This is a genomic window from Pseudomonas sp. AN3A02 (assembly GCF_011765255.1).
In the GTDB taxonomy this organism is placed as follows: Bacteria; Pseudomonadota; Gammaproteobacteria; order Pseudomonadales; family Pseudomonadaceae; genus Aquipseudomonas.
This window is the reverse complement of the sequence record NZ_JAARNI010000008.1, coordinates 1-25,049: the sequence shown is the minus strand read 5'-3', so window position 1 is coordinate 25,049 and position 25,049 is coordinate 1. Positions and strand designations below refer to the sequence as shown.

Here is a 25,049-nt window from a genome sequence, read left to right as displayed (position 1 = left end):
AATTTCAGGCTAAATATAATCATGATATAGTACGTATATACATACTACGTACCACAGTACTAAATCGACGGAGACTCCATGGCTCGCGGCGGCATCAATAAAGCAGTAGTTCAAACGGCACGCTTGGCGATCCTCGCCCGCGGCGAAAACCCGAGCATCGATGCAGTACGCATCGAGATGGGCAATACCGGCTCGAAAACCACGATTCACCGCTATTTGAAGGAGCTGGACGAAAGCGAAACCCGCCAGACCATCACCGAAGCCCCCATCGACGACGAGCTCGGCGAACTGGTAGCGCGGCTGGCCCAGCGCCTGAAGGAGAAGGCCCAGGAGCCTATCGACCTGGCCCTGGCGCAGTTCCAGCAGCAGAAAGCCGCCCTGCTCGCCCAGGTCGAGGAACTGGAAGCCACCCACAGTCAGCTCAAGCAGCAGTTCGATATCCAGGCAGCCGCTTTGGCCGAAGAAAGTGCCTCCCTGCAAAGCACACGCTCCAGCCTGCAAACCGAGCAAACCCGCAACGCCGGGCTGAGCCAGGCGTGCAGCGATTACGAACTGCGGATCAACGACAAGGACGAGCAGATACGCTCACTGGAAGAGAAGCACTTGCACGCCCGGGATGCCCTGGAGCATTACCGCAACGCAATCAAGGATCAGCGCGAGCAGGAACAGCGTCGCCACGAAGGCCAACTGCAGCAGGTACAGGCCGAGCTGCGTCAGGCTCAGCAGAGCGCGATGGTGCGCCAGGACGAGATCACCCAGCTGCATCGCGATAACGAGCGCCTGCTGATTGAACATCGAGTGACCGTAAAGGAATTGAGCGCACTGCAGGAACAGGCCCGCCAGGACCGCGATCAGCAGCGCCAGCTAAGCGAACAGGTGAACGTGATCGACAGCGAGCGCACCCTGTTGCAGGAACGCTTGCGGGTTGCACTGCTGGAGAGTCAGACGCGCCAGGAAGCGCTGGCCGAACATCAGCAGACCAACAAAACCCTGGAGCTGGACCTGGTCAAAGCCCAGGCAAGTATCGAGGCGCTGCGCCTGGCGTCCGTCGTTGCGACGGCGCCAGAGGCAACTACCGACGGTTGATTACTGCGCCACCGGCGTGCGCATGGTGACGAATTCTTCCGCCGCCGTAGGGTGCACGCCGATGGTTTCGTCGAAATGCTGCTTGGTCGCGCCCGCCTTGAGCGCGATCGCCAGGCCCTGCACGATCTCCCCGGCGTCGGGGCCGACCATGTGACAACCCAGGACCTTGTCGGTCTCGGCGTCGACCACCAGCTTCATCAGGGTCTTTTCCTGGCACTCGGTCAGGGTCAGCTTCATAGGCCGGAAGCGGCTTTCAAAAACCTGCACCTTGTGACCGTCTGCACGGGCTTGCTCTTCGCTCAGGCCCACGGTGCCGATGTTTGGCAGGCTGAACACCGCTGTCGGGATCATCGCGTAATCCACCGGGCGATATTGCTCAGGCTTGAACAGGCGGCGCGCCACGGCCATGCCTTCAGCCAACGCTACCGGCGTCAGTTGCACACGACCGATCACATCGCCAATCGCCAGGATCGACGGTTCGGCAGTCTGGTACAGATCATCCACTTCGACAAAGCCGCGCTTGTCCAACTTGACGCCGGTGTTTTCCAGCCCCAGGTTATCGAGCATCGGGCGCCGGCCGGTGGCGTAGAACACGCAATCGGTTTCCAGCACGCGGCCGTCTTTCAAGGTGGCTTTCAGGCTACCGTCGGCCTGCTTGTCGATGCGCTCGATGTCGGCATTGAATTGCAGATCCAGGCCACGCTTGGTCAGCTCTTCCTTCAAGTGCGTGCGCACCGAACCGTCAAAACCGCGCAGGAACAGGTCGCCGCGATACAGCAGAGAGGTCTTTGCGCCCAGACCATGGAAAATCCCGGCAAACTCGACAGCGATGTAACCACCGCCGACCACCAGCACACGCTTGGGCAACTCTTTGAGGAAGAACGCCTCATTGGAGCCAATGGCGTGCTCGCGCCCCGGGATTTCCGGGATCTGCGGCCAGCCACCGGTGGCCACCAGAATGTGCTTGGCGGTGAAGCGCTCACCGTTGATTTCCACCTGATGCGGGTCTACCAACCGCGCATGGCCTTCATGCAGGGTCACGCCGCTGTTGACCAGCAGGTTACGGTAGATGCCATTGAGGCGGTTGATCTCGCGATCCTTGTTGGCGATCAGGGTCGCCCAATCGAAGTTCGCTTCACCCAGGGACCAGCCAAACCCGCTGGCCTGCTCGAAGTCTTCGGCGAAATGCGCGCCGTACACCAGCAGCTTCTTCGGCACACAGCCCACGTTCACGCAGGTACCACCCAGGTAGCGGCTTTCAGCCACTGCCACCTTGGCGCCAAAACCTGCGGCGAATCGTGCAGCGCGCACACCGCCGGAACCGGCGCCAATTACATAAAGGTCAAAATCGTAGGCCATTTCACTCTCCTCGGCAGGACAACAGCATACCTGCTTACATGGGGCCGAAAAACGAAAAAGCCACCCGAAGGTGGCTTTCCCAGATCAAGCAGGCAACCGTGAATCAGTAAGCCTTGCCAGTCTTGTAGAAGTGCTCGTAGCAGAAGTTGGTTGCTTCGATGTAGCCTTCAGCGCCACCGCAGTCAAAACGACGACCTTTGAACTTGTAGGCAATCACGCAACCGTCTTTTGCCTGTTTCAGCAGGGCGTCGGTGATCTGGATCTCGCCACCCTTGCCCGGCTCGGTTTCTTCGATCAGCTTGAAGATGTCCGGAGTCAGGATGTAGCGACCGATGATCGCCAGGTTCGACGGAGCATCTTCCGGCGCCGGTTTTTCAACCATGTCACGTACGCGGATCAGGCCATCACCGATATCGTCGCCAGCGATCACGCCATACTTGTTGGTTTCCTGAGGATCAACCTCTTGAACCGCGACGATGGTGCAACGGTACTTCTGGTACAGCTTGACCATCTGGGTCAGGACGCCGTCGCCTTCCAGGTTTACACACAGGTCATCCGCCAGTACCACGGCGAAAGGTTCGTCACCGATCAGCGGGCGACCGGTCAGGATCGCGTGGCCCAGGCCTTTCATTTGGGTCTGACGGGTGTAGGAGAACGAGCACTCGTCGAGCAGTTTACGAATGCCGACCAGGTATTTTTCCTTGTCGGTGCCCTTGATCTGGTTTTCCAGCTCGTAGCTGATGTCGAAGTGGTCTTCCAGGGCGCGTTTGCCACGGCCGGTCACGATCGAGATTTCGTTCAGGCCGGCATCCAGTGCTTCTTCCACGCCGTACTGGATCAGTGGCTTGTTCACCACCGGCAGCATTTCTTTGGGCATGGCCTTGGTCGCTGGCAGGAAGCGAGTGCCGTAACCGGCTGCTGGGAACAAGCATTTCTTGATCATATGAGTCCTTACAAAGGGCTGTGCGTACGAAATTCGGCGCAGTCTAATCAGGCCGCAGTCACCTTACAATGGGTCCTGCTGGCGCCGCGATGTCAACATAGAGAAAAAAAGTCGGCGTAAGTTCCGCCAGCATTCAATCCAGTGCCTTCGCCGCTGTTAGAAATCGTCGGCTTGCGCCCGTCATTCAAAGGGCTTAAACCTTTTTAGCACGCTTTATGCCGATCGGCACTGAACTGCAACAACTTGCGCCGCCCCAGGCCGTTTGGCGCTATCATTACCGCCTTGAACCAGACAACGAGATTGATAGATGTCAGAACCAAAAGGCGTGAACGGCTACCTGATCACCAAGCGAGCGGATGGCTGGCACCTGATCAACTTCCACGGCGACAGCGTTGCCGGGGCATTCGCGACCGAAGCTCAAGCCTGCGCCGTGGCCGAAGTGTTCGTAGATGAAGCCGGCCACGCGTCGAGCAAACGTCCCAAGACCAAGTAATACCCGCAGTAGTGCCAATCAAGCCTCGTTTAACGGGGCTTTTTTGTGTTTGTCTGTACCTTGATGGCGGTTCGCTATAATCTCGCCTGAAACGCCCCACGACAGTGTCAGCGCTTCCCTCCAACACCCTAATGACGACTCCTACATGAACAAGATCCTGGCACTGATTGCGGTACTGGCGCTTACCGGTGGCTGCACCACCACTTCCGACACCGTGCTGAAAAATGGCGAACAAGGCCTGGCGATCGATTGCTCCGGCGAAGCCAACTCCTGGGCCAGTTGCTATGAAAAGGCTGATGCGTCCTGCGCGGGCACCGGTTACCGGATTGTCGGCACCGAAGGCACACCGGCCCTGAAAGAAAGCGACAAGACCCTGGGCAAGGATGTCGGCAACTACAAGACCCGCAGCGTGACGGTAGTTTGCAAATAATTACATGTGAATTTCGGCGAACTTGATGCCCAGGCCGCGAATGGTCTCGATCAAGTCGTCCAGGCGAGAAAAGGATTCGACTTCATCCTGGTCATCCACCAGGAAATAGCTGCGACCGCCGCTCTTTTTGAAGAACACGATCCACTCGCCGGTATCCGCGGGATTTTGAATCACATGGGTCGCAGAAATATGCCCCCCTGCATGTTGTTCTCTGACTTGCTCACGCTTCATGAATAAGTTTCCGAAAAGACAATGCCGCTGATTCAGCGGCATTTTTTGTGGGTTACCGACAGTTTAACGGATGCCTTGGCCAATCAGCACGCCATCCACCGTTTGCCCGTAAAGATTGACGCCGTCATTGGCGTGGAACTTCACCCGGGTTTTCTCCACGGAGCCTTCCACCAGGCGCGGGTCCTGAGGTCGCTCGTGGCGGTTGACGTAGGCCGCCACGTCCCAGGCTTGCTGGTCGCTCAGGCTGCCGCCCTTGCCCAGGGGCATGTTGTGCTTGATGAAGGACGCTGCCGTATTGATACGGTGCATCCCAGCGCCCCAGTTGTAGGAGTCTTTACCCCACAGCGGCGGCATCACGTAACTGTCACCGACTTTCTGGCCCTGGCCTTCGGCGCCATGGCACACCGCGCATTGGCCTTTATAGACCTCTGCGCCCTGGGCCAGGTCGTAACCCTTGGCGGGTGCCGGCACCTCCGGATAACCCCGCCCTGGCAGCTCGACGCCCAACGGGGCCTTGCTCGCCAGCCAGTAGGCATACACCGACAGCGCGGTGATTTCCGGGCTGTCTGCGGTCGGTGGCGTGCCGCCATTCATGCTGAACTGGAAACAGCCCTGCAAACGCTCGGCGAAGGTGTTGACCTTGTCGTTCTTTTTTCGATACGCCGGGTACATCGGGTAGGCGCCCCACAGCGGCGCGGAATTGGCCAGGCGGCCCTGGTCCAGGTGGCAATTGCTGCAATTGAGGCCATTGCCGACAAATTGCGGCGCCAGGCGCTTGGTGTCGACAAACAGAGCGTAGCCCTGCTTCACCAGCTTGCCGTAGGCGTTGTCCGGCAGCTCGCTCTCTTGCGGCGGCTGGAACTGCGCGGCGGCCGTCGGACTGGCGGTTGGCTGCAACTGTGACTGATCTTCCATGGTGATGGTGGCGGCATGGACAGGCACACTGGCGAGGGTTGCCAATAAGAGAAGCTTCATGGCTTGGCCTCCTGGCCACTCAACGACGCAAAATAGGTGGCCACGGTCTGCACTTCTTCAGCACTGAGGGATTTGGCGATATGGCCCATCAAATCATTCGGATCGTTATGGCGCGTGCCACTGCGCCAGGCGTTCAGTTGCGCCGCCAGATAGGCGGCGGATTGCCCGGCCAAGGGCGGAAATGCGTCGCCGACGCCCACACCGGCCGGTCCATGACAACTGACGCAGGCCGGAATCTGGCGCTCCCACGCGCCTTGCAGGGCGATCTTTTGTGCCGCCTCGGTTGGCATCTCGCTGCGGTGGATCAGGACAGGCGCAGGCGCAGGCATCGCCGCCAGCTGCTGGGTCACAGCGCTGATTTCCTCTTCCGTCAGGGCGTTTGCCAGCGGTTGCATCACCGGGCTGTTACGGGCGCCGCTTTTAAAATCCTGCAGTTGCTTGCGCAAATAGCCTGCTGGCAACCCGGCCAAGCGCGGAAAGCCCGCCGCTGCCAGCCCGAGGCCATCCGCCCCATGGCAAGCCACACACGGCGCGGCCCCGGGCTGCGAGCCACCCTGTGTAAATACGTTTTTTCCCTCCAGCGCATGAGCATTGCCCAGTATCAGCAGCAGCGCGCTACCCATCAGTACTCGTTCCAGAGACATCATCACGACTCCATTTTTATAGTTATATGCTTAGGCGAATTAGGCATAAGCCTACAAATGGTAGGGTAATGATCCGACAGCTACAACACCCTTAGCCGAAGGAAAAGGACTACAAACCGAAAATCTCACACAAAAAAAACCGACACTGCAACGGCAGGTCGGGTTTTTTGATCGGATTCGAAAGTGGCGGGCCTACAGACTCAGCCGGAAATGCATGCTTCCCCGGCAGCCTTCACGTCCCCCGGACGAATAGGCACATTGGACATGCTCTCGTAGAGCTTGATACTGCTACCGCTGGAACGCTCTTCAATCTCGAAGATAGCCGACGGATCGGCAGAAAACTTCTGCGGTACGATAACTTGAACACCCTCCTTGTGAGGCTCAATCTGCGACGGCCTGCGGGTTTTAGACAGTTTCTGGACCACACACGCCGCGTATTCCTGCGGTTTTTTCCCGGAGATCACTGCCAACGTCGGTGGGGTCTGCTTGATATCCGCCACCGAAGCACATCCACCCAACGCCAAGGCCAGAACCAACACACTCCACTTCATACTAAAAACCTCCGATAAAGACCCTACGACAGCGAAGAAGGTATTTTTCTCCCGCCCACGTAGGATTTATCCCTGATAACTCGGTAAATAACTGTTTTAAATTGTCGAAGTCGTCGACGACGGTCCGATAATAAACGTGCTGGGGCTGATAAACTCCATCTTATCCTACGTATCGTTCTGATTTTTCAGAAAAAGCCCTTCTGGAGACACCTCATGAAATTCATCCACCAACGCGAACACCTTAATGAAGGAGACATTGTCGTCATTGAATGCTCGCAAACCTGCAACATCCGCCTGATGAGCGACGCGAACTTTCGCAGCTTCAAGAACGGTGGCCGCCACACTTACCACGGCGGCGCATTCGACAAGTTCCCGGCAAAAATCACCGCGCCGAGCACCGGGTTCTGGAACATCACCCTGGACGTGGTGACCCGCCGCGCCATCAGCGTGACCAAGAAGCCGACCTTGTCCCACAAGATCCGCATCGTGCGCCGCACCAATTCGAAACTGAGCTGACAGGAATGCCCGTGACTACCACCAAATATGTGATCAAGTACAAACTCAACGGTGAACGCCGCTTCGAGTTCGCCCAACTGCAAGCAGGCAGCGTTGAGGAAGCCAAGGAAGCCCTGGCGAAAATGCACGATGCCAGCGACGAAATCACCGATATCAATGTGAGCAAAGCTCTGTAATTCGAGCGCAAGCATCGGAGTGTCGTAACGCTGGCGACTTCCTAGACTGGCAGCCTTTATCCGCTGCCACAGGAACTCGTCAATGCCATCTACCTCACTGCAAGAGCGCCTGGCCAAGCTGGACTGGCGCGCGATCGAGCGCGACCTCGATCAACAGGGCAACACATTGATTCCGGCCTTGCTGGGCCCGCAGGAATGTGCGGAGCTCAGTGGACACTACACGCAGCACGCACGGTTTCGCTCCCATGTGCTGATGGCCAGGCACGGCTTTGGTCGGGGCGAGTACAAGTATTTCCGCTATCCGCTGCCCACCCGGGTCAGCGAGTTGCGCGAGCAGCTGTATCAGTACCTGGTCCCCCAGGCCAATCGCTGGAACGAACAGATGAACCTGCCGATCACCTACCCGGCACACCATGCTGACTTCATTGCCCGTTGCCACGCTGCGGGACAACAGCGCCCTACCCCGTTATTGCTGCAATACGGCCCCGGCGACTACAACTGCCTGCACCAGGATCTGTACGGCGAACATGTATTTCCCTTACAAGTTGCCATCCTGCTGTCGCAGCCGGGAGAGGACTTTCGTGGCGGCGAACTGGTGCTGACCGAACAGCGGCCACGCATGCAATCCCGGGCCCAGGTCGTACCGCTGAACAGGGGCGACGCTGTGATCTTCGCGGTCAACCAGCGACCCATGCCCAGCGTGAGAGGGTTTCATCGGGTGACCTTGCGCCATGGGGTCAGTGTTCTGCACAGTGGTACGCGGCATACATTGGGAGTGATTTTTCACGATGCGCAGTAAGACCGATCCCGGAGCAACTGCCGATTTGTTTGCCGACGAGGCCTTGCAACAGCCCCCGGGACGCGAACAAATCGGTGAACAATCCTACGTTCTCAGAGGCTACGCCCTGCCCTGGGTCGAACGTTTGCTGCCGGAACTGCGGCGCGTACTGGCTCAATCGCCGTTCCGGCAAATGGTCACGCCGGGCGGCTTTACCATGTCGGCCGCCTTGAGCAGTTGCGGTGAACTGGGTTGGACAACCGATCCCGCCGGCTATCGCTACTCTGCGATTGACCCCAACAACCAGCAACCCTGGCCAGCCATGCCCGAGGCGCTACGCCAATTGGCGCTCATGGCGGCGGCAGACGCGGGTTTCGAGGATTTCGAACCGGATGCCTGCCTGATCAACCGCTATGTGCCAGGCGCGAAAATGTCCCTGCATCAGGACAAGAACGAGCGCCGCTATGCCGCTCCAGTGGTGTCCGTGTCACTGGGTTTGCCGGCGATTTTTCTGTTCGGCGGCCATGAGCGCAGCGACAAGCCACAAAAAGTCTCGCTGTTCCATGGTGATGTGGTGGTATGGGGCGGCGTCGATCGCCTGCGCTTTCACGGCGTGATGCCGATCAAGCCAGGCACACATCCGGTCATGGGCCCGCAGCGCATCAACCTGACATTTCGCACGGCCGGATGAATTTGACCGCAAGCATCGGAGTGTTGCGAATGCCTCAGGGGACTAACCTGGCATTCTTCAACCAGGAGCCACCGCCATGACCGCGCGCTACGCCATCGAACAAGACCCACGCTGGGCCGCCATCGTCGCCCGCGACGCCAAGGCCGACTTGACCTTCGTCTATGGCGTGAAAACCACCGGCGTTTACTGCCGCCCCAGCAGCTCCGCGCGCCGGCCGCTCCCGCAGAACGTCGAGTTCTTCGACACCCCGCAACAGGCCGAAGCCGCGGGCTACCGGCCCAACAAGCGCTATTCGGGAGACCAGACCCAGGTGGCCGCACGACACGCGCAACTGGTGGCAGCCGCCTGCCGACACATCGAACAGGCCGAAACCCTGCCAGCCCTTGAAGACCTGGCCACCCTCGCCGGCTTGAGTCCGTTTCATTTCCATCGGGTGTTCAAGGCGGTGACCGGCCTCACACCCAAGCGCTACGCCAGCGCCCATCGCTCGCGCAAAGTACGCGACGGGCTCAAGGACCAGCATTCGGTGACCGATGCGCTGTACGACGCCGGCTTCAATTCCAACAGCCGTTTTTATGAGGCCGCTGACCAGTTGCTCGGCATGAAGCCTGGCGACTACAAAGCAGGCGGCACCAACACGGATATTCGGTTTGCCGTCGGCCAATGCTCGTTGGGCGCAATTCTGGTGGCGCAAAGCAATCGCGGTGTGTGCGCGATTCTGCTGGGGGATGACCCGGACAAACTGGTGCGTGACCTGCAGGACCAGTTTCCCCGCGCCAATCTGCTGGGCGCCGATCACGACTTCGAACAACTGATCGCCCAAGTGGTGGGCTTCATCGAGGCGCCGGCCCTGGGCCTGAACTTGCCCCTGGATCTGCGTGGCACTGCGTTTCAGGAGCGGGTGTGGCAGGCCTTGCGGGAAATCCCGGTGGGTTGCACTGCCAGCTACGCCGAGATTGCCCAGCGCATCGGCGCACCGACTGCCTATCGCGCCGTGGCCCAGGCGTGTGGTGCCAACAACCTGGCCGTGGCGATTCCTTGTCATCGGGTGGTGCGCAGCAATGGCGACCTTTCGGGTTATCGCTGGGGCGTTGAGCGCAAACGGCAGTTGCTCGAGCGCGAAAGCCCGGCAGAATCCTGAAGAACGCTACAAGAGCTTGCGCTTGCGAAACTCGGCCACCTTATGCCGATTGCCACACAGCGCCATGCTGCACCAGCGGCGCTTGTGGCCCTTGGTCCGGTCGTAGAACCACAGCACGCACTCGGGATGCTCGCAGGTGCGGATCAGCCCGAAATCCCCTTCCACCAGCAACATCGCCGCCGCTTCGGCAATCGGCGCCAGGAATTGCTCGGCGGTTTGCTGTTTGCGCTGGCGCTCCAGGCGCACCTCGCCCGGCGCCGGCCAAGCCAGTTGCGGATGGCTGACCGCCTTGCGCAAAAATGCATTCAGCGCAGCAGGATCACCCTGCTGCCCAGCCTTGCGCTGTTCCAGCAACAGCCGGATCACTTCCCGCAGTCCCTGCGCCGCGCCCAGCAAAGCGCCCTCCTCGAATACCGGCACCGCGCCCTCCTCGCACCAGCCCAGTCGCACCAGCCAGCGCTCGACATCGGTATCGCCTTGCCAGAATTCAAACGGCACACCGTCGACATTCGCCCGGGTATTGAGCATGTCCAACACCGGATGATCGGCCAAAACGTAGGGCTCCAGCGGGGATGGTGTGATGACGGTCATGGCGAATCCTCTTCAAGTCCGCGACATCGTAACCGCTGATAACGCTTTTGGATAGTTACTAAACTTACTGCAAAGTAACCTATTAAATTAATTTGACAGGTTACTTTTTCAAGCGCAGCCTGCGAAACCAGTAACCCAAAAAACTATTTTATCCAGTTACAAAGAGGATTCCGATCATGTCGATTTCAGCCCCGGTTGTTCGCTACCAGCACCTCGATGCCGATGGCGTGCGCGTGTTCTACCGCGAAGCTGGCGACCCGTCTGCACCCGTGCTGTTGCTGCTGCACGGGTTTCCCAGCTCGTCCCATATGTACCGCGATTTGATCCCATTGCTCGCCACCCGCTACCGGGTCATCGCCCCCGACCTGCCGGGCTTCGGCTTCACCGAAGTGCCTGCCGAACGTCATTACCACTACAGCTTCGACAACCTGGCGATTACCGTCGGCCATTTCGCCGACGCCCTGCAGCTCAGCCGCTATGCCCTCTATGTGTTCGACTACGGCGCGCCGGTGGGCCTGCGCCTGGCGGTGGCACACCCGGAACGGGTCAGCGCGTTGATATCGCAAAACGGCAATGCCTACCTGGAAGGTTTGGGTGACGCCTGGGATCCGATCCGGGCCTATTGGGCCGAACCAAGCCAAGCCAATCGCGAGGTGATTCGCAACGCGGTCATCAGCCTGGAAGGCACGCGCTATCAGTACCTGCACGGCGTCCCGCAGCCCGAACTGGTTGCGCCTGAGTCCTACATGCTCGACGTGCTCCTGATGCAGCGTCCCGGCAATGACGAAATCCAGTTGGACCTGTTCCTCGACTACCGCAACAACCTAACGCTGTACCCGGCGTTCCAGGCGTTTTTCAAGGCCACGCAAGTGCCGGCGCTGGTGATCTGGGGCCAGAACGATCCGTTCTTTATCCCGCCGGGCGCCCATGCCTATAAAGCCGATAACGCCAACGCCGTGGTGGAATTGCTCGACACCGGCCACTTCGCCCTGGAAACCCACGCCGCACATATTGCCCAGCGGATTCATGCAGTACTGGGCCACGCCATCGACTGATGCCCGCCCATGAAACACTGGATTCGTCCAGTGAATAAAACAGACTGGCCTGGTGCTGCATGGCCCTGCTAAAACGACGGCACAGCATCCCACCGTTGGAGAAGCGTCCCATGAGCACCTGGCCAGACACCCGAATTCTTGACCTGCTGGGCATTGAGTTGCCGATCATCCAGGCGCCCATGGCGAATGCCACGAGTACCGCCATGGTGATTGCCGCCAACCAGGCCGGCGCCCTCGGTTCGATGCCGGCGGCAACCCTGAGCATCGAGCAGTTACGCGAAGCACTCACCACCATTCGCCAGGCCAGCTCGCGGCCGCTGAACGTGAATTTCTTCTGCCATCAGCCGCCGGCGCCAGACGCTGATCGCGACCTTCAGTGGAAGAACCTGCTGGAAACCTACTACCACCAACTGGGCGCCGACTTTGATGCACCGACGCCCGTCTCCAACCGTGCACCGTTCAACGACGCCGCCTGCAAAGTGGTGGAAGAATTCCGTCCGGAAATCGTGAGTTTTCACTTCGGCCTGCCGGAAAAATCCCTGCTGGACCGGGTCAAGGCCACCGGGGCGAAAATACTGTCGTCGGCCACCACCGTGGAAGAGGCCATCTGGCTGGAACAGCACGGCTGCGACGCAATCATCGCCATGGGTTCGGAAGCCGGCGGCCATCGCGGGATGTTCCTCAGCGACGATTTGAATAGCCAAATTGGCACCATGGCGCTGGTGCCGCAGATCGTCGACGCCGTAAAGGTGCCGGTGATCGCAGCCGGCGGCATCGGGGATGCACGGGGCATCGTCGCGGCCTTCGCCCTCGGCGCGTCGGCGGTGCAGATCGGCACGGCGTACCTGTTTACCCCCGAGGCCACCGTGTCGAAGTCACACCACCACGCCTTGCGCAATGCCCAGGCCAGTGAAACCGCGCTGACCAACCTGTTCACCGGGCGCCCGGCGCGCGGCATCATCAACCGAGTGATGCGTGAATTGGGCGCGATCAACCCGACAGCGCCTGCGTTTCCGTTGTCTGGCGGTGCATTGATGCCACTGAAAGCCAAGGATGAAGCCGGCTTCAGTAACTTGTGGTCGGGCCAGGCGCTGCGCCTTGGCAAGGACATCTCCACCTATGACCTGACGCTGGAGCTGGCCGCGCAGACCCTGGAAAAACTCGGCCGACGCTGAACCTGAACTCCCGGGACAACTTTGCGCTGTACCGGCAGTGGCCAACCGCTATATATTCCCATACATAGCGGTACGCCCTTCTGCCTGTAAAAAGCCGCAAAGTCGGTAATCCCCCAAGGAGCTTCTTGATGATGATTCGCGCCTCACGCCTGGCCCCCACGGCCCTCGCCACCCTGATCGCCGCGTTTGCCTTCTCCTCGGCGTACGCCGATGAAGTCCAGGTGGCGGTGGCGGCCAACTTCACCGCACCCATCCAGGCGATTGCCGCTGACTTTGAAAAAGACACCGGCCACAAGCTGGTCGCCGCCTACGGTGCCACCGGCCAGTTCTACACCCAGATCAAGAACGGCGCGCCGTTTGAAGTGTTCCTCAGCGCCGACGACACCACCCCGCAGAAACTCGAAGCCGAAGGTGACACCGTCAAGGGCTCGCGCTTCACCTACGCGGTAGGCACCCTGGCGCTGTGGTCCGCCAAGGAAGGCTACGTGGATGCCAAGGGCGAAGTGTTGAAGAAAAATGAATTCAAGCACCTGTCCATCGCCAACCCGAAAGCCGCGCCTTATGGCCTGGCTGCCACCCAAGTGCTGGCGAAGGAAGGCCTGGCCGAGAAGGTCAAGGACAAGATCGTAGAAGGCCAGAACATCACCCAGGCCTATCAGTTCGTGTCCACCGGCAACGCTGAGCTGGGCTTTGTAGCGCTGTCGCAGATCTACAAGGACGGCAAGGTCACCAGCGGTTCGGCCTGGATCGTGCCGTCGTCGATGCATGACCCGATCAAACAAGACGCGGTAATCCTCAACAAGGGCAAGGACAGCGCCGCCGCCAAGGCCCTGGTTGAATACCTCAAAGGTCCGAAAGCCGCCGCGGTGATCAAGTCTTACGGGTACGAACTGTAAATGCCGCTGTCGAGTGCCGATTTTTCCGCGATCTGGTTGACCGTGAAGCTGGCGTCTCTGACCACGGTGATCCTGCTGATCATCGGCACTCCGATCGCCCTGTGGCTGTCGCGCACCCGTTCGTGGTGGCGCGGCCCCATCGGTGCGGTGGTGGCCTTGCCGTTGGTGTTACCACCCACGGTGATCGGCTTCTACCTGCTGTTGACCATGGGCCCCAATGGCTACTTCGGCCAGTTCACCCAATGGCTGGGCCTGGGCACACTGACCTTCAGCTTCGCCGGGCTGGTGATTGGTTCGGTGATCTATTCCATGCCGTTTGTGGTGCAGCCGTTGCAAAACGCCTTCTCCGCCATCGGCACTCGACCGCTGGAAGTGGCCGCTACGTTGCGGGCCAATCCCTGGGATACATTTTTCACGGTGATCCTGCCCCTGGCGCGCCCGGGGTTTATCACGGCATCGATTCTCGGTTTTGCCCACACCGTCGGCGAGTTCGGCGTGGTGCTGATGATCGGCGGCAATATTCCAGACAAGACCCGGGTGGTCTCGGTGCAGATCTACGATCACGTCGAAGCCATGGAATACGCCCAGGCCCACTGGCTGGCCGGCTCGATGGTGGTGTTTTCTTTCCTGGTATTGCTGGCGCTCTACTCCAGCCGTAAAACCAAAGCGGGCTGGAGCTGATGTCGATGATCGAGGTGCGCCTGCAACTGAAGTATTCCGGGTTTGCCCTGGACGTTGACCTGCAACTGCCCGGTCGCGGGGTGACGGCGCTGTACGGTCATTCCGGCTCCGGCAAGACCACCTGCCTGCGCTGCATCGCTGGGCTGGAAAGGGCCGAAGAGGGCTTCGTGCAGATCAACGACGAAGTCTGGCAAGACAGCCGCAAAGGGCTGTTCGTGCCACCCTACAAGCGTGCCCTGGGCTATGTGTTTCAAGAAGCCAGCCTGTTCCCGCATTTGTCGGTACTGGCCAACCTGGAATTCGGCCTCAAGCGCATCCCGCGCCAACGGCGCCGCGTGGAGCTGGACCAGGCCACCGAGCTGCTGGGCATCGGCCACCTGCTGGACCGCCATCCGCAGCATCTTTCCGGCGGTGAACGCCAGCGCATCGGTATCGCCCGTGCCCTGCTCACCAGCCCGAGCCTGTTGCTGATGGACGAACCGCTGGCGGCGCTGGACAACAAACGCAAAAGCGAAATCCTGCCGTACCTCGAACGCCTGCACGACGAGCTGGAGATTCCCGTGCTGTACGTCAGCCATGCCCAGGACGAAGTGGCGCGCCTGGCTGATCACATCGTGTTGCTCAGCGACGGCAAGGCCCTGGCCAGCGGCCCCATCGGCGAAACCCTGGCCCGGCTGGACCTGCCCATGGCCTTGGGCGACGACGCCGGCGTGGTGATCAACGGAACGGTCTGCGCCTACGACGCCCACTACCAGTTGCTGACCCTGCAACTGCCCGCGAGCCAATTACAGATGCGCGTGGCCCATGCACCGCTGGCGTTGGGCAAACCGTTGCGCTTCAAGATCCAGGCGCGAGACGTCAGCCTCAGCCTGCAGGCCGAGGAACACAGCAGCATCCTCAATCGCCTGCCGGTGACGGTGACCCAGGAGATTCCCGCGGACAACGCAGCCCATGTGCTGGTGAGCCTGGATGCGGCCGGCACGCCGCTGCTGGCGCGCATCACCCGTTACTCACGGGACCAGTTGCAACTGCATCCCGGCCAGACGTTGTGGGCGCAAATCAAGGCGGTGGCGGTACTGGCCTGAATCCATTGGCACGACCGCAGAACCCTGCGGTCAATCAGAAATACCTGCCAAGGAATTTGCGCCATGCCCGATCCTGCGTTGCTTGCCGACCTGCCCCGCGACCTGCATTACGTCGACGATACCCAGCCCGGGATCTCCCGCAAAAAGCTGCGGGGTAAATTCCAGTACTTCAAGGCCGACGGCACACGCATAACCGATGCCGACGAAATCAAGCGCATCAACGCCCTCGCAGTGCCGCCGGCGTATACCGATGTGTGGATCTGCGCCGACCCGCGCGGCCATCTGCAAGCCACCGGCCGTGATGCCCGGGGACGCAAGCAGTACCGTTATCACCAACGCTGGCGTGAGGTGCGTGACACCGACAAGTATTCCCGGCTGCAACAGTTCGGCAGCGCGTTGCCCAAGCTGCGCAAGCAGTTGGAAGCGCAGATCGCGGTGCCCGGGTTCAATCGGGAGAAGGTCTTGGCCACGGTGGTGATGCTGCTCGACGCCACGCTGATCCGCGTCGGCAACACTCAGTACGCTCGGGACAATCGCTCCTACGGCCTGACCACCCTGCGCACCCGCCATGTAGACATCAAGGGCAGCGAGATCCTGTTCCAGTTTCGCGGCAAGAGCGGCATCGAGCACCAGATCACCGTCAAGGACCGGCGCCTGGCCACGGTGATCAAACGTTGCCTGGAATTGCCGGGGCAGAACCTGTTCCAGTACCTGGACGAGAATGGCGAGCGCCATACCGTTAGTTCCACCGACGTGAACGCCTACCTGCACAGCCTCACCGGCGCGGATTTCACCGCCAAGGATTACCGTACATGGGCCGGCAGTGCCTTGGCGTTGGCGGTATTGCGCGAGCTTGAATGGCAGCCGGAATCCGACGCCAAGAAGCATGTGGTGGAGATGGTCAAGAACGTCGCCAAGCAACTGGGCAACACCCCGGCGGTGTGCCGCAAGTGCTATATCCACCCGGCCGTGCTGGAGCATTTCAGCCTGGGCGAGCTGGCAAAGCTGCCCAAGCCCCGGGTGCGCAAAGGCCTGAAAGCCGAGGAAGTGGGGCTGGCGATGTTTCTGGAGCAACTGGCAGAACGCCTGTGAGTGCCCCAAGTCATTGCAGCCGAACGCAAAGCGTCCTACGGTAGTGGCCGGATAATCTCACCGAGGAACCCGGCCCCATGCTGCCTTCATCCTTGAAGCCCTACACCAACGCCGCCTTGCTGCATCGCCACAAATGGCGCGGGCGTGTCGGGCTGATGCTGGTGGCCAGCCTTTCCGTGCTGGCGGGGATGACCGACGCCATCGGCTTCATGGCCAGCGGCGATTTTGTCTCGTTCATGAGCGGCAACACCACGCGCCTCGCCGTGGCGATCAGCGAAGGTGACCTGGGCCTCACCGCGCGCCTGACGTTGCTGGTGGCAACGTTCATCGCCGGTAATGCGTTGGGCGTGATGGTCAGCCGTATCAGCCGGCGCCATGCGCTGCCTTTGTTGCTGTGCATCGCCACGCTGCTGTGCGGTGCCGCGGCCTGGCCGTTCGACGATCAACTGCCGTCATTGCTGGCGGCGATCATCGCCATGGGCATGCTGAATGCTGCCGTCGAAGAGGTGAACGGATTACCGGTGGGGCTTACTTATGTCACGGGGGCGCTGTCGCGATTTGGTCGCGGGCTGGGCCGCTGGATGCTGGGTGAACGCCGCAATGGCTGGCGCGTGCAACTGATCCCCTGGGTCGGGATGTTTGCCGGTGCGGTGATCGGTGCATTGCTGGAACACCAGATGGGGATTCGTGCGCTGTTGGTCAGCGGGTTGCTGTCGGCGCTGTTGGGGCTGGTGTCGCTGAAGATTCCCCGGCGCTGGCACCTGGGGTATATGCCACGCTAGAACAGAGTTGCCCGCCCGACGTTCCGGCCTCGACGTCCCTGTACCGGTAAAGAGCCGTCACGCCGGGCGAGCAGGAAAATACTAAAACAATGCCCGCGAGGCTGTCCGCAGGGCATTTCTGAACTTTTCTAACGCAACGGATTACAGACAAGTCGCCAGCGCGGCGAGGCGGCGCTTGGCCGGATAGTCATCCTGGGCCGCGTAATAATTCACGCTGGCACCCGCGCCCGCGCTGCGCACGTCGACAAAGTAATCGCCTGCCGTGGTGTAGATGGTGAAGCCACCGGCCTGCGCAGGCTCCATGAAGCCACCGGCATCCACGCCGAACACCGCTTCGTCCTGCCAGCCGAACTGGATGCATTGGGCAACCACCAGCGGGGCCTTGTCCGAGGCCAGGGTTTTATAGGGCGTACCGGTACGCGCCTCTTTCATCTTCGAGCCCGCACAACCGGCCAGCGATGCCAGTACCAAAGCGCCAATTACCACCATCCGCATACCGAAGCTTCCTTGGAAAAAACGCGACTGTACCATTAGCAGGCGACACCGAATGATAATTGCGTCACCCTGCCGCCTACTTACGAACCCGCTTTTACCCGGAACCCCCATGACACCGAACGCCGAGCGCTACAACCCCTCCACCGACTACGCCGACAAGCTGATCAGCCGCATCGGCCAAACGCCTTCGTGGATCGCCAAACGCATCGGCGTGACCGACAAGCGCATCCGCTACATCCTGGACGGCGAGCGCACCGTCAAAGGCGAAAGCACCCCGATCCAGATGACCTACACCGAGCAATTTGCCCTGGAATGCCTGGCGGCGGAGGCGAAGGCCAACAAGCAGAAACCTGCAGGACCTGCACCCGAGGTGGCGTGAAAGGCAGTCATGGCATTATGATTGCACCGTTGGGCCTCACTGATGAGGCCCACGGGACACTACCTAGAAAGGAAGCCTCATGAAAGATTTCGTCATCGGCGTCAACAACACCGTTCTCTACATCGCGCTGGCTTTCCTGTGGCTTACAGGTCTGGTCGTGATGTTCAGCCAGAGCTTTCTGGCAGGCCTTGGCGCCCTGATTGGCGGCACATTGATTTGGTGCATCATTTCCGGCTTCTGGTTTGTGCAATCGGCGACTTACGACGAACTGCGCAAACTCAACGCAAAAAGCTGATGCAAAATCGCAGCCCGCTCGGGCTGCGCTCCTGAACACACGACGAACCGCCCCCTGTTTCCCCATCCGGGGAGAGAAAGCTGTCGCCAAACTGTCCGGAGAGTGAACTTTGTTTCACTGTGAAGGGAGACTTGGCCGCCTATAGTCGGCAGGCTCATTTTTAAGAAGTCTCCCTTCTAGCCCGCCCTCCCGCGGGCTTTTTTTTGCCTTGGTTTTGCGCCCCCCCCGTAGCAGGAGTTTGCTGTTCAGAGCAGCCAGCGGAACAGATAGAACAGCGCCATGCTCAGCAACACGGTGATCAGCACGCTGCGGGTCCAGAACATCAACGCCACGGCGCACACCCCGGCCAGCAGGTAAGGGTTGCTCACGCTCAGGTTGAGTTTGTGGTCGGCCAGAAAAATGATCGGCCCACAGATGGCGGTGAGCATCCCCGGTACGGCAAACCCGAGAAACTCCCGCGCCCCGCGATTGAGGCGCACCGGCAGGCGCGGCTCGATGAACAGGTAGCGGTTGAGAAACACGATCAAACCCATGCCAAAAATCATCACGAAGATCATCGCTGCCCTACTCCCAGGCGCTTGCAGGCAAACCCCGCGCTCATTCCCAATACACCGGAGACCACCACCGCCGATTCCCAATGCAGGTAGCTCAGCCACACCGAGCACAGCAACGACACGGCGACACAGACGATGGTTGGCACGTCGCGCACTACGGGGGTGATCAGGGCGATAAAGGTCGCGGCAATCGAGAACTCCAGGCCCAACTGGTCTAGCCCGGGAATGCTTTTGCCGAGCACGATGCCGGCGAAGGTGAATAGGTTCCAGATGATATAGAACGTCAGGCCGACACCCAGGGCGTACCAGCGGTTGAAGGTCTGGCGGTCATATTGACTGACCAGGGCGAAGAACTCGTCGGTCAGCAAAAAGCCCAGGCTCATGCGCCACCGTGGTTTGAGCGGCGACAGCGTGGGACGCATGTGCATGCCGTAGAGCAAATGCTGGGAGGTCAGCAGCAAGGTGGTCAGCAGGATCGAAATCAGACTGGCACCGCTCTTGACCATGCCGATGGCCACCAGCTGTGCAGCACCGGCAAACACGATAGTCGACAGCCCTTGGGCTTCCAGCGGCGTGAATTGGGCATCGATTGCAGTGGAACCGGCCAGCAGCCCCCAGGGCGCGCAGGCCAGGGACAATGGAATGATCGCAATCGCGCCACGGGAAAAGGCGTTCAGAGGCAGAGCGTTAGGCATACACAACAGGCTCATCGACAGTCAGTCGACAAGCATGCCAGCGGTATCAGGGATTGTCTTGAACGATCGTGCTCAAGCCAGTTTGACCGACACCCGCTCCACCGCGTCCCGGGCTTCGCGCAGTTCGTGGGCGTCCTGGTTGAGCCGGTGGATGGTATTGAGCAGGCGCTGGCGCAGCACTTCATCGCTGAGCTTTTCGACGGCGCGCATCAGGTCAAAGGCCGCGGTTTCGTTATTGTCCGCGACGGAATCGAGGGTCTTGCGCAGGTTGCGAGTGGCACGGGTCACACGTTTTCTTCCTTCATCACCAATGGGCAGGCACTTTAGGACATTTGTGTTTCAGTTTAATTTCAACCACTTGTCGTCGATTGCCAGGCCGTTGACGCAGGTCAATCGAAACAGGATTTGACCGATACATATGGAAATACGTATATTCGTATTTCCATATGTATAAGGCCGCTGACCATGTCAGATCTTTTCTCCCCACCCAACGTCTTCAAATGCCTGGCCGACGCCACTCGCGCACGGCTGACGTTATTGATCCTGCGTGAAGGCGAACTTTGCGTGTGCGAGTTGATCCATGCTCTGGACGACAGCCAGCCGAAAATCTCCCGCCACCTGGCGCAACTGCGCAGTTGCGGGTTGCTGCTGGACCGTCGCCAGGGCCAGTGGATTTATTACCGCCTCAACCCGGCCTTGCCGGCATGGGTAACGGCGGTGCTCGACACCACTCTGCAAGCCAACCAAGCCTGGTTAAACACAGACGCCCAGCGTCTGGACACCATGGGCGACCGACCACAACGGGCCAGCGCCTACTGCTGATCCTGCGGAGAGCTTTTCATGCTTGTAGCCGTTGCTATCTTCCTGTTCACCATCATCCTGGTCATCTGGCAGCCCAAGGGCCTGGGCGTAGGCTGGAGCGCCACAATGGGCGCGATCCTGGCCCTGGCCCTTGGCGTTATCAGCCTGGCGGACATCCCCGTGGTGTGGCACATCATCTGGAACGCCACCGGGACGTTCGTCGCACTGATCGTCATCAGCCTGTTGCTGGATGAAGCAGGCTTTTTTGCCTGGGCTGCCTTGCATGTAGCGCGCTGGGGCCGTGGACGCGGTCGGCGGTTGTTCGCGTATATGGTACTGCTGGGTGCGCTGGTGTCGGCCTTGTTCGCCAACGACGGCGCGGCACTGATCCTCACGCCCATCGTGATGTCGATGCTGTTGGCGCTGCGCTTCTCTCCGGCGGCGACCCTGGCGTTCGTCATGGGCGCCGGGTTTATCGCCGACACCGCGAGCCTGCCGCTGGTGGTCTCCAACCTGGTGAACATCGTTTCGGCCGACTACTTCAAGATCGGCTTCAACGAATACGCTGCCGTGATGGTGCCGGTGAACCTGGTAAGCGTCGCCGCGACCCTCGCCGTATTGCTATGGTTTTTCCGCCGTGACATTCCGCAAACCTACGACCCGGCCGACCTCGACGATCCCGCCAGCGCGATCCACGACCGCGCCACCTTCCGCGCCGGTTGGTGGGTGCTGGGCATTCTGCTGGTGGGCTGTTTTGCCCTGGAACCGCTGGGCATTCCCATCAGCGCGATTTCTGCCGCCTGCGCCATATTACTGCTGGTGATCGCCGCCAAGGGCCACAAAATCTCCACTCGCAAGGTGCTGAAGGAAGCGCCCTGGCAGATCGTGATTTTCTCCCTGGGCATGTACCTGGTGGTCTACGGCCTGCGTAACGCCGGGCTGACCGACTACCTCGCGACCTGGCTCGACACCTTCGCCGGCTACGGCGTGTGGGGCGCGGCATTGGGCACCGGCGTACTCACCGCCCTGCTGTCTTCGGCGATGAACAATCTGCCGACCGTGCTGATCGGAGCGCTTTCCATCGAGGCCAGCCACGCCGTGGGCGTGGTCAAGGACGCGATGATCTACGCCAACGTGATCGGCAGCGACCTCGGGCCGAAAATCACCCCTATCGGTAGCCTGGCCACCCTGCTTTGGCTACATATCCTGGCGCGCAAAGGCATCACCATCACCTGGGGTTACTACTTCAAGGTCGGCATTGTGCTGACCTTGCCGGTGCTGTTGATCACCCTCGCCGCCCTCGCCCTGCGCCTGAGTTTCTGACGGAGTCCGTTTGATGAAAGTCCTGTTCATGTGCACCGCCAACAGCTGCCGAAGCATTCTCTCGGAAGCCTTGTTCAACCATCTGGCGCCGGACGGTTTCCAAGCCATCAGCTCCGGGAGTTTCCCCAAGGGCCAGGTGCTGCCGCGCAGCCTGACCACGCTGAAGGCCGCTGGTATCAGCACCGAAGGTTTGTACAGCAAGGGCAACGATGCCTTTGAAGGCAGCCCGCCGGACTTCGTCATCACCGTGTGCGACAAGGCCGCCGGGGAAGCCTGCCCAGTGTATTTCGGCCCGGCCATCAAGGCGCATTGGGGGTTGGAAGACCCGTCTGATGTTCAAGGCGATGAAGCCCAGGTCGACGCCGCGTTCCGCGCCACCCTGGAAATCATTGAACGGCGCTGCCGGGCTTTTTTCGCGATCCCGTTCGCCAGCCTGAACCCCGTCGAACTCAAGGCCGAGCTTGATCGCATCGCCGCGCTGTAACCGGAGAGCCTGATGAGCACCCTGCCCAACCTGCATCAAAACCTGTCCACGCCTCAACAATTTGAACGACCGCCACGCATCCTGCTGCTCTATGGTTCCACTCGCCCGCGCTCGTTCAGCCGCCTGCTGGTGGAAGAAGCGGCGCGACTGTTGCGGCACTTTGGCGCCGAGACGCGCATCTTCAATCCATCGGGTTTGCCGCTGCCGGACGACGCTCCCAACGACCACCCCAAGGTCCAGGAACTGCTGGAACTGATGCAGTGGTCTGAAGGCCAGGTCTGGTGTTCGCCGGAGCGTCACGGCTCGATGTCGGCGGTGTTCAAGGCGCAACTCGACTGGGTGCCACTGGCACTCGGCGCAGTGCGCCCAACCCAGGGCAAAACCCTGGCAGTGATGCAGGTCTGCGGCGGCTCGCAGTCCTTCAACACCGTGAACCAACTGCGGGTGCTGGGGCGCTGGATGCGCATGTTCACCATCCCCAATCAATCGTCGGTGCCCAAGGCTTTTATGGAGTTCGACGATCAGGACCGCATGAAGCCGTCGGCACTCTACGACCGCGTGGTGGATGTGATGGAAGAGCTGGTGAAGTTCACCCTGCTGCTGCGTGATCGCCCGGACCTGGTGGACCGTTATTCGGAGCGCAAGGAGAGTAGCGAGGCGCTGTCGAAACGGGTCAATCAACGGTCGATCTGAAGGCCTTTTCCGGCGTATGCTCGCGGGCAAACGTCCCTGCGAGCCACCTCAATGAGTTCCATGCAGCACGCCTGGCTGGGCAACTACGAAGTCAGCAGCACCTCGTGCACCGGCCTGACGTTTGCCCGCCATAGCCATGATGAATGCGTGATCGGCGTCAACCTGCTCGGCGAGGAACAGGTGTGGCTGGACCGCCGCACGTTCGAGGCCGGCCCCGGCAGCATCACCTTGTACAACCCCGGGCAGATTCAGGGCGGCGGCGCGGCCGAGGGGCAGCCGTGGCGGTTTGTCAGCCTGTATGCGACTGCTGACCAATTGGCGGCTGACCTGGGCCTGGCGCATCTGGAGTTTGACCGTTCGCTGTGCTTCCAGCCAGAACTGGCGATGAAACTCGCCGGTGCGATTGAGGATTCGTTGAGTGCCGATCCACTGACCAGAGAGCTAAGTGAGGACGCCTTGGTGGTGCTGCTTGGTGAGGTGGTCAGTTGCAGCGGCGTGCGGTTGCCTGGCAGCACAACGGTGGGTCGCGGGACGGTGATCAAGGCCCAGGAATTGCTGGCTGAAAACCTGCATCAGGCCGTGGCACTCGATACCCTTGGTGACGAGTTGGGCCTGTCGAAATTCCATCTGCTGCGGGCCTTTCAGAAAGAAACCGGACTGAGTCCGCGCCAGTGGGCGATGCAACTGCGCACCCGGCGCGCCAAGGGGCTGTTGCGCTCAGGCATTGCTGCATCGCAGGTGGCCCACGCCCTGGGATTTGCTGACCAGAGCCATCTGAACCGGCATTTTCGTGCGGCCTACGGCATTACGCCGGGGCGCTATCAACGCGTGCTCAAGGGCTGAAAAGCGCAATCTGGTTCAAGACGACTTCCGCACCCTTCCCTAAAATGCCGGCATTCACTGTAGGAGCTGGCTTGCTTGCGAAAGTCGTTAACGATGACGTGGGAAGCCTGGTGCTCTGCGGTGTCTGTGATTTCTTCGCGAGCAAGCTCGCTCCTACATGGGTATTGCGCATGTTGACGATCTTTTTTTCGGCGCTGGTGTTTGGGTTTGTGTTTTGCCTGTCGCCGGGGGCGGTGCTGGCGGAAACCCTGCGCCGTGGGTTGTTGCACGGGTTTACGCCTGCGTTGTTGGTGCAGATTGGCTCGCTGGTGGGTGATGCTGTGTGGGCGGTGGTTGGGCTGACGGGCATGGCGTTGTTGATCCAGCATGAGTCGGTGCGGGTACCGCTGACGGCGGTGTGCGGGTTCTATCTGGCGTGGCTCGGGGTGCGCAGCCTGATGGATGCCTGGCGCCTGCCGGCAGCCGAAAGTGCGCCGGCCAGGTCCGGGCAGAATGCGCTGATGGTGGGTGCGGCGATTTCTCTGGCCAACCCGAAGAACATTGTCTATTGGGGGGCCTTGGGCAGCGCGCTGTCGGGGATAGTTGGGGCGACGCCGAGCCATGGGCAGACGTTGATGTTTTTTGCGGGATTCATGTTGGCTTCGGTGCTTTCGTGCTTTTTGATTGCAGCGTTGGTCAACCTGCTGCGGCGGAATGCTTCGCCTACGTGGCAAAGGGTTAGCTATGGTGCTTGCGGTGTGGTGCTGCTGTATTTGGCGATTTTGGCGTTGCGGGCGGTTTGAGGGGTGATTGGGTACATATCCGTTATTTAGGTAACGGCCGCCTATGGTTCCGCTCTTACAGCGGGTCACTTTTGGCAAACACCCGGAATGCCGGCCCAGCCAAAAGTAACCAAAAGGTCTTTGCCCCACCACTCGGTGCCTCGCCTGGGCTCGGCATGCCCGCACTCCGGCTCGGCTCCGCGGGCCGCCGCGACGGGCCATCCATGGCCCGGCGCGGCTAAATCGGCTTCCCTGCCGATTTACCCGCTCCACCGTGCCTGCTTGCGGCCATCGTGGTTGACGGGGCCCGCAGATCAAGATCACAAGCAGATCAAAAGCAAGAGCACAGCGGCCT

34 protein-coding genes are annotated in these 25,049 nt (G+C 60.4%); 23 read left to right on the top strand and 11 right to left on the bottom strand.

Translation table 11 applies throughout. The annotated features are described in order from the left end of the window. Positions 1–78 precede the first annotated feature (78 nt). Positions 79–1,086: a DNA-binding protein gene (locus tag HBJ59_RS23695; RefSeq protein ID WP_167664919.1), complete on the top strand. Its 1,008-nt coding sequence runs from the start codon at positions 79–81 to the stop codon at positions 1,084–1,086. Here HBJ59_RS23695 and gorA read toward each other — a convergent pair whose 3' ends face one another. Together gorA and galU are read right to left on the bottom strand one after the other, a co-directional pair. Further along, the gene (gene gorA, locus HBJ59_RS23690; protein WP_076016188.1) at positions 1,087–2,445 is read right to left on the bottom strand and encodes a glutathione-disulfide reductase; all 1,359 of its coding nucleotides are present in this window, start codon (positions 2,443–2,445) and stop codon (positions 1,087–1,089) included. Between the two features lie 103 nt (positions 2,446–2,548). Continuing rightward, positions 2,549–3,388, bottom strand: a complete 840-nt coding sequence (gene galU / locus HBJ59_RS23685) for a UTP--glucose-1-phosphate uridylyltransferase GalU (protein WP_003212579.1) — start codon at positions 3,386–3,388, stop codon at positions 2,549–2,551. A gap of 307 nt (positions 3,389–3,695) precedes the next feature. On the opposite strand from galU, the gene HBJ59_RS23680 reads away from it, so the two are divergent. Both HBJ59_RS23680 and HBJ59_RS23675 read left to right on the top strand, forming a co-directional pair. Beyond that, the gene (locus HBJ59_RS23680; RefSeq protein ID WP_003212580.1) at positions 3,696–3,881 is read left to right on the top strand and encodes a hypothetical protein; all 186 of its coding nucleotides are present in this window, start codon (positions 3,696–3,698) and stop codon (positions 3,879–3,881) included. Between the two features lie 145 nt (positions 3,882–4,026). Then, positions 4,027–4,311, top strand: a complete 285-nt coding sequence (locus HBJ59_RS23675) for a hypothetical protein (RefSeq protein WP_003212581.1) — start codon at positions 4,027–4,029, stop codon at positions 4,309–4,311. On the opposite strand, the gene HBJ59_RS23670 is transcribed toward HBJ59_RS23675, so the two are convergent. The 4 genes from HBJ59_RS23670 to HBJ59_RS23655 all read right to left on the bottom strand — a co-directional run bounded on the left by HBJ59_RS23670 (position 4,312) and on the right by HBJ59_RS23655 (position 6,712). Beyond that, on the bottom strand, positions 4,312–4,542 hold the full coding sequence (locus HBJ59_RS23670) for a hypothetical protein (RefSeq protein WP_003212582.1): 231 nt from the start codon (positions 4,540–4,542) through the stop codon (positions 4,312–4,314). Positions 4,543–4,605: 63 nt separating this feature from the next. Beyond that, the gene (locus HBJ59_RS23665) at positions 4,606–5,517 is read right to left on the bottom strand and encodes a c-type cytochrome (RefSeq protein WP_167664918.1); all 912 of its coding nucleotides are present in this window, start codon (positions 5,515–5,517) and stop codon (positions 4,606–4,608) included. Continuing rightward, the gene (locus HBJ59_RS23660) at positions 5,514–6,164 is read right to left on the bottom strand and encodes a cytochrome c (protein WP_167664917.1); all 651 of its coding nucleotides are present in this window, start codon (positions 6,162–6,164) and stop codon (positions 5,514–5,516) included. The genes HBJ59_RS23665 and HBJ59_RS23660 overlap by 4 nt, the downstream gene beginning before the upstream one ends. Before the next feature lie 197 nt (positions 6,165–6,361). Beyond that, a complete protein-coding gene (locus HBJ59_RS23655; RefSeq protein ID WP_010171399.1) occupies positions 6,362–6,712 on the bottom strand; it encodes a hypothetical protein in 351 nt (116 codons plus the stop codon). A 213-nt stretch (positions 6,713–6,925) separates the two neighbouring features. Here HBJ59_RS23655 and HBJ59_RS23650 point away from each other — a divergent pair, with 213 nt between their 5' ends. The 5 genes from HBJ59_RS23650 to ada all read left to right on the top strand — a co-directional run bounded on the left by HBJ59_RS23650 (position 6,926) and on the right by ada (position 10,014). Beyond that, on the top strand, positions 6,926–7,228 hold the full coding sequence (locus tag HBJ59_RS23650; protein WP_003212586.1) for a DUF1883 domain-containing protein: 303 nt from the start codon (positions 6,926–6,928) through the stop codon (positions 7,226–7,228). Between the two features lie 11 nt (positions 7,229–7,239). Next, a complete protein-coding gene (locus HBJ59_RS23645) occupies positions 7,240–7,404 on the top strand; it encodes a hypothetical protein (RefSeq protein WP_167664902.1) in 165 nt (54 codons plus the stop codon). Between the two features lie 82 nt (positions 7,405–7,486). Beyond that, entirely contained in the window at positions 7,487–8,203 is a 717-nt protein-coding gene (locus tag HBJ59_RS23640) for a 2OG-Fe(II) oxygenase (RefSeq protein WP_167664916.1), read from the top strand. Continuing rightward, positions 8,193–8,873: a DNA oxidative demethylase AlkB gene (alkB, locus tag HBJ59_RS23635; RefSeq protein WP_167664915.1), complete on the top strand. Its 681-nt coding sequence runs from the start codon at positions 8,193–8,195 to the stop codon at positions 8,871–8,873. Before HBJ59_RS23640 ends, alkB begins: the two co-directional genes overlap by 11 nt. Positions 8,874–8,949: 76 nt before the next feature. Next, positions 8,950–10,014, top strand: a complete 1,065-nt coding sequence (gene ada, locus HBJ59_RS23630) for a bifunctional DNA-binding transcriptional regulator/O6-methylguanine-DNA methyltransferase Ada (protein ID WP_167664914.1) — start codon at positions 8,950–8,952, stop codon at positions 10,012–10,014. Between the two features lie 6 nt (positions 10,015–10,020). On the opposite strand, the gene HBJ59_RS23625 is transcribed toward ada, so the two are convergent. Beyond that, complete coding sequence (locus HBJ59_RS23625; RefSeq protein WP_076016194.1) at positions 10,021–10,605, bottom strand: ABATE domain-containing protein; 585 nt, start codon at positions 10,603–10,605, stop codon at positions 10,021–10,023. 176 nt (positions 10,606–10,781) lie between these two features. Between HBJ59_RS23625 and HBJ59_RS23620 the strand changes: the two genes are divergently transcribed. From HBJ59_RS23620 to HBJ59_RS23590, 7 genes are all read left to right on the top strand, one after another. After that, positions 10,782–11,660, top strand: a complete 879-nt coding sequence (locus HBJ59_RS23620) for an alpha/beta fold hydrolase (protein ID WP_167664913.1) — start codon at positions 10,782–10,784, stop codon at positions 11,658–11,660. Between the two features lie 110 nt (positions 11,661–11,770). After that, a complete protein-coding gene (locus tag HBJ59_RS23615) occupies positions 11,771–12,835 on the top strand; it encodes a nitronate monooxygenase family protein (protein WP_167664912.1) in 1,065 nt (354 codons plus the stop codon). A gap of 128 nt (positions 12,836–12,963) precedes the next feature. Continuing rightward, positions 12,964–13,731 carry a molybdate ABC transporter substrate-binding protein gene (gene modA / locus HBJ59_RS23610; protein WP_076016197.1) on the top strand — a complete coding sequence of 256 codons (768 nt, stop codon included), beginning with the start codon at positions 12,964–12,966 and terminating at the stop codon, positions 13,729–13,731. Continuing rightward, on the top strand, positions 13,732–14,412 hold the full coding sequence (gene modB / locus HBJ59_RS23605; RefSeq protein WP_076016198.1) for a molybdate ABC transporter permease subunit: 681 nt from the start codon (positions 13,732–13,734) through the stop codon (positions 14,410–14,412). It begins immediately after the preceding gene. Then, on the top strand, positions 14,412–15,497 hold the full coding sequence (modC, locus tag HBJ59_RS23600; RefSeq protein WP_178124285.1) for a molybdenum ABC transporter ATP-binding protein: 1,086 nt from the start codon (positions 14,412–14,414) through the stop codon (positions 15,495–15,497). The genes modB and modC overlap by 1 nt, the downstream gene beginning before the upstream one ends. 63 nt (positions 15,498–15,560) lie before the next feature. Beyond that, a complete protein-coding gene (locus tag HBJ59_RS23595; protein WP_167664910.1) occupies positions 15,561–16,589 on the top strand; it encodes a DNA topoisomerase IB in 1,029 nt (342 codons plus the stop codon). 77 nt (positions 16,590–16,666) lie between these two features. After that, positions 16,667–17,371, top strand: coding sequence for a YoaK family protein (locus HBJ59_RS23590; protein ID WP_167664909.1), 705 nt, complete (start codon positions 16,667–16,669; stop codon positions 17,369–17,371). 141 nt (positions 17,372–17,512) lie between these two features. Here HBJ59_RS23590 and HBJ59_RS23585 read toward each other — a convergent pair whose 3' ends face one another. Beyond that, complete coding sequence (locus HBJ59_RS23585; protein WP_003212599.1) at positions 17,513–17,866, bottom strand: hypothetical protein; 354 nt, start codon at positions 17,864–17,866, stop codon at positions 17,513–17,515. A gap of 109 nt (positions 17,867–17,975) precedes the next feature. On the opposite strand from HBJ59_RS23585, the gene HBJ59_RS23580 reads away from it, so the two are divergent. Then, positions 17,976–18,245, top strand: coding sequence for a hypothetical protein (locus HBJ59_RS23580; RefSeq protein WP_076016201.1), 270 nt, complete (start codon positions 17,976–17,978; stop codon positions 18,243–18,245). A 79-nt stretch (positions 18,246–18,324) separates the two neighbouring features. Next, positions 18,325–18,540: a hypothetical protein gene (locus HBJ59_RS23575; protein ID WP_076016202.1), complete on the top strand. Its 216-nt coding sequence runs from the start codon at positions 18,325–18,327 to the stop codon at positions 18,538–18,540. 245 nt (positions 18,541–18,785) lie between these two features. Here the strand turns inward: HBJ59_RS23575 and HBJ59_RS23570 are convergent, their stop codons facing one another. The 3 genes from HBJ59_RS23570 to HBJ59_RS23560 form a co-directional block, all read right to left on the bottom strand. Then, positions 18,786–19,097, bottom strand: coding sequence for an AzlD domain-containing protein (locus HBJ59_RS23570; RefSeq protein WP_063030469.1), 312 nt, complete (start codon positions 19,095–19,097; stop codon positions 18,786–18,788). Next, positions 19,094–19,789 carry an AzlC family ABC transporter permease gene (locus HBJ59_RS23565; protein WP_076016203.1) on the bottom strand — a complete coding sequence of 232 codons (696 nt, stop codon included), beginning with the start codon at positions 19,787–19,789 and terminating at the stop codon, positions 19,094–19,096. Before HBJ59_RS23565 ends, HBJ59_RS23570 begins: the two co-directional genes overlap by 4 nt. Before the next feature lie 72 nt (positions 19,790–19,861). After that, complete coding sequence (locus HBJ59_RS23560) at positions 19,862–20,077, bottom strand: hypothetical protein (RefSeq protein WP_003212603.1); 216 nt, start codon at positions 20,075–20,077, stop codon at positions 19,862–19,864. 177 nt (positions 20,078–20,254) lie between these two features. Between HBJ59_RS23560 and HBJ59_RS23555 the strand changes: the two genes are divergently transcribed. The 6 genes from HBJ59_RS23555 to HBJ59_RS23530 all read left to right on the top strand — a co-directional run bounded on the left by HBJ59_RS23555 (position 20,255) and on the right by HBJ59_RS23530 (position 24,715). Continuing rightward, a complete protein-coding gene (locus HBJ59_RS23555) occupies positions 20,255–20,611 on the top strand; it encodes a metalloregulator ArsR/SmtB family transcription factor (RefSeq protein ID WP_167664908.1) in 357 nt (118 codons plus the stop codon). An 18-nt stretch (positions 20,612–20,629) separates the two neighbouring features. Then, positions 20,630–21,913 carry an arsenic transporter gene (locus HBJ59_RS23550; RefSeq protein WP_167664907.1) on the top strand — a complete coding sequence of 428 codons (1,284 nt, stop codon included), beginning with the start codon at positions 20,630–20,632 and terminating at the stop codon, positions 21,911–21,913. 13 nt (positions 21,914–21,926) lie between these two features. Beyond that, a complete protein-coding gene (locus HBJ59_RS23545; protein WP_076016205.1) occupies positions 21,927–22,397 on the top strand; it encodes an arsenate reductase ArsC in 471 nt (156 codons plus the stop codon). Between the two features lie 12 nt (positions 22,398–22,409). Continuing rightward, positions 22,410–23,090 carry an arsenical resistance protein ArsH gene (arsH, locus tag HBJ59_RS23540; protein WP_167664906.1) on the top strand — a complete coding sequence of 227 codons (681 nt, stop codon included), beginning with the start codon at positions 22,410–22,412 and terminating at the stop codon, positions 23,088–23,090. Between the two features lie 51 nt (positions 23,091–23,141). Beyond that, positions 23,142–23,933 carry an AraC family transcriptional regulator gene (locus HBJ59_RS23535; RefSeq protein ID WP_178124284.1) on the top strand — a complete coding sequence of 264 codons (792 nt, stop codon included), beginning with the start codon at positions 23,142–23,144 and terminating at the stop codon, positions 23,931–23,933. Positions 23,934–24,103: 170 nt separating this feature from the next. Continuing rightward, positions 24,104–24,715 (top strand): LysE family transporter, encoded by a 612-nt coding sequence (locus HBJ59_RS23530; protein WP_167664904.1) that lies wholly within the window; start codon positions 24,104–24,106, stop codon positions 24,713–24,715. Positions 24,716–25,049 lie beyond the last annotated feature (334 nt).

What these genes read in the sequence shown, in the direction of transcription:
- HBJ59_RS23695 (WP_167664919.1), top strand. Translation starts at nt 79, where the DNA reads ATGGCTCGCGGCGGCATCAATAAAGCAGTAGTTCAAACGGCACGCTTG.
- gorA (WP_076016188.1), bottom strand. Translation starts at nt 2,445, where the DNA reads ATGGCCTACGATTTTGACCTTTATGTAATTGGCGCCGGTTCCGGCGGT.
- galU (WP_003212579.1), bottom strand. Translation starts at nt 3,388, where the DNA reads ATGATCAAGAAATGCTTGTTCCCAGCAGCCGGTTACGGCACTCGCTTC.
- HBJ59_RS23680 (WP_003212580.1), top strand. Translation starts at nt 3,696, where the DNA reads ATGTCAGAACCAAAAGGCGTGAACGGCTACCTGATCACCAAGCGAGCG.
- HBJ59_RS23675 (WP_003212581.1), top strand. Translation starts at nt 4,027, where the DNA reads ATGAACAAGATCCTGGCACTGATTGCGGTACTGGCGCTTACCGGTGGC.
- HBJ59_RS23670 (WP_003212582.1), bottom strand. Translation starts at nt 4,542, where the DNA reads ATGAAGCGTGAGCAAGTCAGAGAACAACATGCAGGGGGGCATATTTCT.
- HBJ59_RS23665 (WP_167664918.1), bottom strand. Translation starts at nt 5,517, where the DNA reads ATGAAGCTTCTCTTATTGGCAACCCTCGCCAGTGTGCCTGTCCATGCC.
- HBJ59_RS23660 (WP_167664917.1), bottom strand. Translation starts at nt 6,164, where the DNA reads ATGATGTCTCTGGAACGAGTACTGATGGGTAGCGCGCTGCTGCTGATA.
- HBJ59_RS23655 (WP_010171399.1), bottom strand. Translation starts at nt 6,712, where the DNA reads ATGAAGTGGAGTGTGTTGGTTCTGGCCTTGGCGTTGGGTGGATGTGCT.
- HBJ59_RS23650 (WP_003212586.1), top strand. Translation starts at nt 6,926, where the DNA reads ATGAAATTCATCCACCAACGCGAACACCTTAATGAAGGAGACATTGTC.
- HBJ59_RS23640 (WP_167664916.1), top strand. Translation starts at nt 7,487, where the DNA reads ATGCCATCTACCTCACTGCAAGAGCGCCTGGCCAAGCTGGACTGGCGC.
- alkB (WP_167664915.1), top strand. Translation starts at nt 8,193, where the DNA reads ATGCGCAGTAAGACCGATCCCGGAGCAACTGCCGATTTGTTTGCCGAC.
- ada (WP_167664914.1), top strand. Translation starts at nt 8,950, where the DNA reads ATGACCGCGCGCTACGCCATCGAACAAGACCCACGCTGGGCCGCCATC.
- HBJ59_RS23625 (WP_076016194.1), bottom strand. Translation starts at nt 10,605, where the DNA reads ATGACCGTCATCACACCATCCCCGCTGGAGCCCTACGTTTTGGCCGAT.
- HBJ59_RS23620 (WP_167664913.1), top strand. Translation starts at nt 10,782, where the DNA reads ATGTCGATTTCAGCCCCGGTTGTTCGCTACCAGCACCTCGATGCCGAT.
- HBJ59_RS23615 (WP_167664912.1), top strand. Translation starts at nt 11,771, where the DNA reads ATGAGCACCTGGCCAGACACCCGAATTCTTGACCTGCTGGGCATTGAG.
- modA (WP_076016197.1), top strand. Translation starts at nt 12,964, where the DNA reads ATGATGATTCGCGCCTCACGCCTGGCCCCCACGGCCCTCGCCACCCTG.
- modB (WP_076016198.1), top strand. Translation starts at nt 13,732, where the DNA reads ATGCCGCTGTCGAGTGCCGATTTTTCCGCGATCTGGTTGACCGTGAAG.
- modC (WP_178124285.1), top strand. Translation starts at nt 14,412, where the DNA reads ATGTCGATGATCGAGGTGCGCCTGCAACTGAAGTATTCCGGGTTTGCC.
- HBJ59_RS23595 (WP_167664910.1), top strand. Translation starts at nt 15,561, where the DNA reads ATGCCCGATCCTGCGTTGCTTGCCGACCTGCCCCGCGACCTGCATTAC.
- HBJ59_RS23590 (WP_167664909.1), top strand. Translation starts at nt 16,667, where the DNA reads ATGCTGCCTTCATCCTTGAAGCCCTACACCAACGCCGCCTTGCTGCAT.
- HBJ59_RS23585 (WP_003212599.1), bottom strand. Translation starts at nt 17,866, where the DNA reads ATGCGGATGGTGGTAATTGGCGCTTTGGTACTGGCATCGCTGGCCGGT.
- HBJ59_RS23580 (WP_076016201.1), top strand. Translation starts at nt 17,976, where the DNA reads ATGACACCGAACGCCGAGCGCTACAACCCCTCCACCGACTACGCCGAC.
- HBJ59_RS23575 (WP_076016202.1), top strand. Translation starts at nt 18,325, where the DNA reads ATGAAAGATTTCGTCATCGGCGTCAACAACACCGTTCTCTACATCGCG.
- HBJ59_RS23570 (WP_063030469.1), bottom strand. Translation starts at nt 19,097, where the DNA reads ATGATCTTCGTGATGATTTTTGGCATGGGTTTGATCGTGTTTCTCAAC.
- HBJ59_RS23565 (WP_076016203.1), bottom strand. Translation starts at nt 19,789, where the DNA reads ATGCCTAACGCTCTGCCTCTGAACGCCTTTTCCCGTGGCGCGATTGCG.
- HBJ59_RS23555 (WP_167664908.1), top strand. Translation starts at nt 20,255, where the DNA reads ATGTCAGATCTTTTCTCCCCACCCAACGTCTTCAAATGCCTGGCCGAC.
- HBJ59_RS23550 (WP_167664907.1), top strand. Translation starts at nt 20,630, where the DNA reads ATGCTTGTAGCCGTTGCTATCTTCCTGTTCACCATCATCCTGGTCATC.
- HBJ59_RS23545 (WP_076016205.1), top strand. Translation starts at nt 21,927, where the DNA reads ATGAAAGTCCTGTTCATGTGCACCGCCAACAGCTGCCGAAGCATTCTC.
- arsH (WP_167664906.1), top strand. Translation starts at nt 22,410, where the DNA reads ATGAGCACCCTGCCCAACCTGCATCAAAACCTGTCCACGCCTCAACAA.
- HBJ59_RS23535 (WP_178124284.1), top strand. Translation starts at nt 23,142, where the DNA reads ATGAGTTCCATGCAGCACGCCTGGCTGGGCAACTACGAAGTCAGCAGC.
- HBJ59_RS23530 (WP_167664904.1), top strand. Translation starts at nt 24,104, where the DNA reads ATGTTGACGATCTTTTTTTCGGCGCTGGTGTTTGGGTTTGTGTTTTGC.